Genomic DNA, 5,292 nt, shown 5'->3' with positions numbered 1-5,292 from the left:
CCCGCGGACACCCCCGCGGACGCCCGCGAGGGCGCCCCCGCTGCCGCCGCCCCCGGGCGTACCGCCGCGGACGAGGACGGGGACGAGAAGGGGGACGACGAACCGGCCGCAGGCCCGGACCGGGAGTCCGCCGTCAGCGAGGAGACCTCGGAGATCACCGCCCCGCTCTCGGTCCAGGAGATCCGCGCCGAACTGGCCGCCGGCTCCCCCCGGAAGAAGGCCGCCCCCGAGCCCGCCCGCCCCGCGCGCCGCCCCACCGACCCGCAGCCCACGGTCGACCCGCGCGACACCGCCACCCTCCCGCGCACCCTTCCCGCCCCGCAGCGCCGCAGTGGCGACATGATCGGCCACCGGTACCGGCTGGAGGAGTGCATCTCCCAGACCGAGACCTTCAGCAGCTGGCGCGCCGTCGACGAGAAGCTGCGCCGGGCGGTCGGCGTCCACCTGATGGCCTCCGGCCACCAGCGGGCCCGCAAGGTGCTGGCCGCGGCCAAGTCCGCCGCCCTGCTCGGCGACCCGCGCTTCGTGCAGGTACTGGACGCCGTCCACGAGGGCGAGCTGGTCTACGTCGTGCGGGAGTGGCTGCCGCACTCCTCCGACCTGGCCAAGCTGCTCGTGAACGGCCCGATGGAGCCGCACGAGGCGTACCAGATGGTCCGCCAGGTCGCCGACGCCGTCGCGGCCGCCCACCAGCGCGGCCAGGCCCACCTGCGGCTCACCCCGCGCTGCGTCCTGCGCACCGACAGCGGCCAGTACCGGATCAACGGCATCGCGGTGGACGCCGCCCTGCGCGGGCTGCCCGCCGAGGACGCCGAGGACGCCCAGCGGGCCGACACCCGCGCGATCGGCGCACTGCTGTTCGCCGCGCTCACCCACCGCTGGCCGTACCCGGAGGACCGCTACGACCTCCAGGGCCTGCCCAAGGACCTCCAGAACGCCGCGCCGGACCAGGTCCGCGCCGGCGTCCACAAGGGCCTGTCCGAGCTCGCCGCGCGGGCCCTGTTCGACCAGCCGCCGCACCACGCCCAGCCGATCACCACCCCGGCGGAGCTGGTCCGGGCGATCGCCCAGCTGCCCCGGATCCGCCAGCCCGAGCCGGAGCTGCCCGACTTCCCGACCCCGCCCCGGCACAACACCCACGCGCTGCCCACCGCGCCCAACCCGACCCGGGTGGCCGACACCACCGTCGCCCCGCTGCCGGCCTCGTCCCGCCCGGCCTCCTCCCGGCGCACCAAGCGGCGGCTGCGCCGGGCGATCAAGGCCACCGCCTGGACGGTCGCGCTGGGGGCGATCGGCGTCGCGTCCTGGCAGTTCGTCGACAGCCTGCGCCACACCGCGCCGGCCGTCACGGCCCCGCCCTCCTCGGTCAGCAGCACCACACCGAGCCCGCAGGCCACCACCCACACCCCGGTACCGATCGCGATCAAGGACGCGCAGTCGTACAACCCGCTGGGCGAGGGGGTCGATGGCAAGGAGACCTTGGCCAACGCCATCGACGGCAAGCCCGACACCCAGTGGACCACCCAGTGGTACGAGGACCAGTTCTCCCCCAACCTCTACAAGGCGGGCACCGGTCTGCTGCTCGACCTCGGCTCGCCGCAGGCCGTCAGCTCGGTGAACGTCCAGTTCGCCGGGAACCACACGGCGGAGCTCCGGGTGCCCAATGCCTCGGCCGCGGCCAATCCGAAGGGCGCCCCGCTCAACGACTTCACCGTGGTCGGCAAGAAGAGCGGCGGCACGGCCGACTTCACCCTCGACAACCCGGTCACCACGCGTTACCTCTTGATCTGGCTGACCAGTCTGCCGAAGGATTCCGACGGCAAGTTCCGTGGCCACGTCGCCGAGGTCAAGGCCTTCGGCTGACCCGACGACCGTGACGCGTCCTGCGGCACGCGTCGGGAGACACGGACGAACGACCGGGACGGAGGGGGGACGGTGACGGACGGCGTGGACCGGACGGACGACGACGCGGCGCTGCTCGCCCGGCACGTCGCCGGCGACCCGGCGGCCTTCGGCCTGCTGGTGGACCGCCACCGCGACCGGCTCTGGGCGGTCGCCCTGCGCACGCTGGGCGACCGCGAGGAGGCCGCCGACGCCCTCCAGGACGCCCTGGTCTCCGCCTTCCGCGCCGCCGCCGGCTTCCAGGGCCGCTCCGCGGTCACCACCTGGCTGCACCGGATCGTGGTCAACGCCTGCCTGGACCGCGCCAGGCGCAGCGCCACCCGCCGCACCACCCCGCTCGACGAGGACCCGCAGCGGCTGGACACCCTGGTCGGCACCGCCGAGCCGGCCGACTCCCCGGTGGTCCGGGCCGAGCTGCACCGCGAGCTGACGGCGGCGCTCGCCGAGCTGCCCGCCGAGCAGCGGGCCGCGCTGGTGCTGGTCGACATGCAGGGCTACCCGGTGGCCGAGGCGGCCGAGCTGCTGGGCGTCCCGGTGGGCACCGTGAAGAGCCGCTGCGCACGCGGTCGGGCCCGGCTCCTCCCGCTGGTCCGGCACCTGCGCGAGCCCGGTGTTTCACGTGAAACACCGCCCGCCCCCGGCTCGGCCCCGCCGCGCCGGGACACCCCGGGGAACCCGAAGCGCCCCGGCACCGTCACAGGGACGGGCCCGAGCACCGGTCGGACGGTTCTGGAAGGAGACGCGAGCACCCGATGAACGCCCACCCCTCCTTCCCCGACCCCGCCGACGGCCACCCCCCGGTGGAGCAGCTGGCCGACCTCGCCGAAGGGCTGATCGACTCCCCGGACACCGCCGGAACGCTTCAGCAGCACCTGGACGGCTGCGCAGAGTGCCGGGAGACCGTCGACGCGCTCACCGAGGTCCAGGCGCTGCTCGGCGACGTCGGGACCCCGCCGATGCCGGACGATGTCGCCGCCCGGCTGGACGCGGCGCTGGCCGAGGCCGCCGCCGAAGCCGCCGCCGGGAGCGACCGCGAGTCCACCGCTCAGCCGCAGGAGGCCCCCGCAGCCGACCGGCGGACCGGAACCCCGGACCGGCCCGCCCGCGCCGCCACGGAGCCCGCCACACCGTCCTACGGCGCCCTCTCCCGGCCCGCGGACCGTCCCGGCAACCACCGTGCCGACCGACCCACCGGCCGGTCCGACGCGGCCACCGGCCCCGGCCGCCCCCGCCCCCGCCGGCGGCGCTTCGCCCTGCTGCTCGGCACGGCCGCCGCCCTGGCCGCGCTCGGGCTCGGCGGGGCGCTGCTGCTGCACCCCGACGACCGGTCCGGCACGGTCACGGCCACCGCGGGCGGGGCCCCGACCGCCGACGACCACGGCGCCCGCACCCCGCACGCGGCGGGCGCCGGCACCGACTACCGCGAGGACGAAATCGCCACCCAGGTCCAGCAGTTGCTGGCCCGCTCGGAGAACGTCCCGGGGCTGCGGGCCACCGGGCCCGCCATGTCCGAGGGCGCCCTGCCCGCCGACGGTGCCCGACCGGAGCCCGGCTCCCCCGCCGACTCGGGCTGCCCGGACCCCGCCACCGGCAGCCCGCTGGCCACCGACCGGGGCAGCTACCGCGGCGCGCCGGTCGACGTCCTGGTCTACCCGCTGCCCGGCCGGCCCGGCTTCGTCGACGTCTACCTGCGCTCCACCGGCTGCGGTCCGGTCCTCCTGCACCAAGCCGTTCCCAGCCGCTGACCGACGGTTCCCATGCGATCCACGCCAACTGCGCCACGCCGCTTCCGGACTTCGGGCGCCTGGTACTGATCCGCCTGGGAATGCGAGACACTGGTCAGTCGTTGTCCCGGGCGGCGGAGCAGGACCGCCCTCCCCGCAGCAAACGCGGGTCGCGATGCGAACCAGGAGAAGCAGTGAGCGACGTCCGTAACGTGATCATCATCGGTTCCGGCCCGGCCGGGTACACGGCTGCGCTCTACACGGCCCGTGCCTCCCTCAAGCCGCTGGTCTTCGAGGGGGCCGTCACCGCCGGTGGTGCGCTGATGAACACCACCGAGGTCGAGAACTTCCCGGGTTTCCGGGACGGCATCATGGGCCCCGAGCTGATGGACAACATGCGGGCCCAGGCCGAGCGCTTCGGCGCCGAGCTGATCCCCGACGACATCGTCGCGGTCGACCTCACCGGTGACATCAAGACCGTCACCGACTCCGAGGGCAACGTGCACAAGGCGCGCGCCGTGATCGTCACCACCGGCTCCCAGCACCGCAAGCTCGGCCTGCCGAACGAGGACAAGCTCTCCGGCCGTGGCGTCTCCTGGTGCGCCACCTGCGACGGCTTCTTCTTCCGCGACCAGGACATCGCGGTGGTCGGCGGCGGCGACACCGCCCTGGAGGAGGCGACCTTCCTCTCCCGCTTCGCCAGGAGCGTCACGATCATCCACCGCCGGGACACCCTGCGCGCCTCCAAGGCGATGCAGGAGCGTGCCTTCGCCGACCCGAAGATCCGCTTCGAGTGGGACAGCGCGGTCGAGGCCATCCACGGCGACCCGAAGCTGAGCGGCGTCACCCTGCGCGACACCACCACCGGCGAGACCCGCGAGCTGGCCGTCACCGGCCTGTTCATCGCGATCGGCCACGACCCGCGCACCGAACTCTTCAAGGGCCAGCTGGACCTGGACGCCGAGGGCTACCTCAAGGTCGAGGCCCCCTCCACCCGGACCAACATCCCGGGCGTGTTCGGCGCCGGCGACGTCGTCGACCACACCTACCGCCAGGCCATCACCGCCGCCGGCACCGGCTGCTCCTCCGCCCTGGACGCCGAGCGCTACCTGGCGGCGCTGGACGACCTGGAGGCCAAGGCCGCCGCCGTCGCGGTCTGAGCCCCTCCCCGATCCACCCGCGGGGGTGTTCCACGTGGAACACCCCCGCCCCGGCCGGGCAGAAACAGAACGGACCCGCCCGTTGTTCTCCTGGCAGCAGCCCCCTCCGTCCGAACCCGAGGAGTTCCCGTGGCCGGCGCCACCACCACAGTCACCGACGCGACCTTCCAGGCCGACGTCCTGGAGAGCGAGAAGCCCGTACTGGTCGACTTCTGGGCCACCTGGTGCGGCCCGTGCCGCCAGGTCGCCCCGATCCTGGACGAGATCGCGGCCGAGCACAGCGACAAGCTGACCATCGCCAAGCTCGACGTGGACGCCAACCAGGCGACCGCGGCCCAGTACGGCGTCATCTCGATCCCGACCCTGATCGTCTACAAGGGCGGCGAGCCGGTGAAGTCCATCACCGGTGCCCGTCCGAAGGCCGCGCTGCTGCGCGAGCTGGCCGAGTTCATCTAGGTCTTCCGGTCATCGACCGCACGGCGGCGGGGCTCCCCTCGATGGGGAGC

At 74.5% G+C, this 5,292-nt stretch carries 5 protein-coding genes; all 5 read left to right on the top strand.

Annotated elements, in window-relative coordinates; genetic code table 11:
- The coding region (locus ACFU7Y_RS39460; RefSeq protein WP_380771256.1) for a protein kinase family protein at positions 1–1,863 on the top strand (1,863 nt) is incomplete at its 5' end.
- Positions 1,864–1,935: 72 nt separating this feature from the next.
- Positions 1,936–2,658 (top strand): RNA polymerase sigma factor SigM, encoded by a 723-nt coding sequence (gene sigM / locus ACFU7Y_RS39455; protein WP_224284215.1) that lies wholly within the window; start codon positions 1,936–1,938, stop codon positions 2,656–2,658.
- Positions 2,655–3,647 (top strand): hypothetical protein, encoded by a 993-nt coding sequence (locus ACFU7Y_RS39450; protein WP_380771255.1) that lies wholly within the window; start codon positions 2,655–2,657, stop codon positions 3,645–3,647. The genes sigM and ACFU7Y_RS39450 overlap by 4 nt, the downstream gene beginning before the upstream one ends.
- 173 nt (positions 3,648–3,820) lie before the next feature.
- Complete coding sequence (trxB, locus tag ACFU7Y_RS39445) at positions 3,821–4,786, top strand: thioredoxin-disulfide reductase (RefSeq protein ID WP_224284273.1); 966 nt, start codon at positions 3,821–3,823, stop codon at positions 4,784–4,786.
- 129 nt (positions 4,787–4,915) lie between these two features.
- Positions 4,916–5,242 (top strand): thioredoxin, encoded by a 327-nt coding sequence (gene trxA, locus ACFU7Y_RS39440; protein ID WP_224284274.1) that lies wholly within the window; start codon positions 4,916–4,918, stop codon positions 5,240–5,242.
- Positions 5,243–5,292: the final 50 nt, after the last annotated feature.

Source organism: Kitasatospora sp. NPDC057542 (assembly GCF_042801945.1).
In the GTDB taxonomy this organism is placed as follows: domain Bacteria; phylum Actinomycetota; class Actinomycetes; order Streptomycetales; family Streptomycetaceae; genus Kitasatospora.
This window is presented reverse-complemented; position numbering and strand designations above follow the sequence as displayed.

Bases quoted from the DNA above. Each gene is read 5' to 3' on its own strand.
- ACFU7Y_RS39450 (WP_380771255.1), top strand. From the start codon at position 2,655: ATGAACGCCCACCCCTCCTTCCCCGACCCCGCCGACGGCCACCCCCCG.